The 238-nt window shown below is 54.6% G+C and carries 1 protein-coding gene; it reads right to left on the bottom strand.

Features of this window, described 5'->3' with window-relative positions:
• A partial coding sequence (locus AC1RPV_RS08220) for a hypothetical protein (protein ID WP_481764274.1) occupies window positions 1-238 on the bottom strand: 238 nt, incomplete at both ends.

Genomic DNA, 238 nt, shown 5'->3' on the forward strand with positions numbered 1-238 from the left:
CTGCTGGACTGCGATAATAGTTTCGAGATGCGGGGCCAGCTGCTTTAGCAGGGCGCGACGCTCCACCAATTCCTCCATCATGCGACGCAAAACCTTCAGTTCCAGTTTCTTGCCCTCGAACGGCTTGGGTTCACGCGGCAGCTCCAGCATTTCCTTGTGCGCTTTGGCCAGAGCACGAAACTTTTTCTGATTCTTGACGAGACAGCTCTGTTCTTTCTCAAGCTCTGCGAGGCGGACT

The sequence above is a fragment of the Dellaglioa sp. CoH-55-MRSF-9 genome (assembly GCF_056782155.1).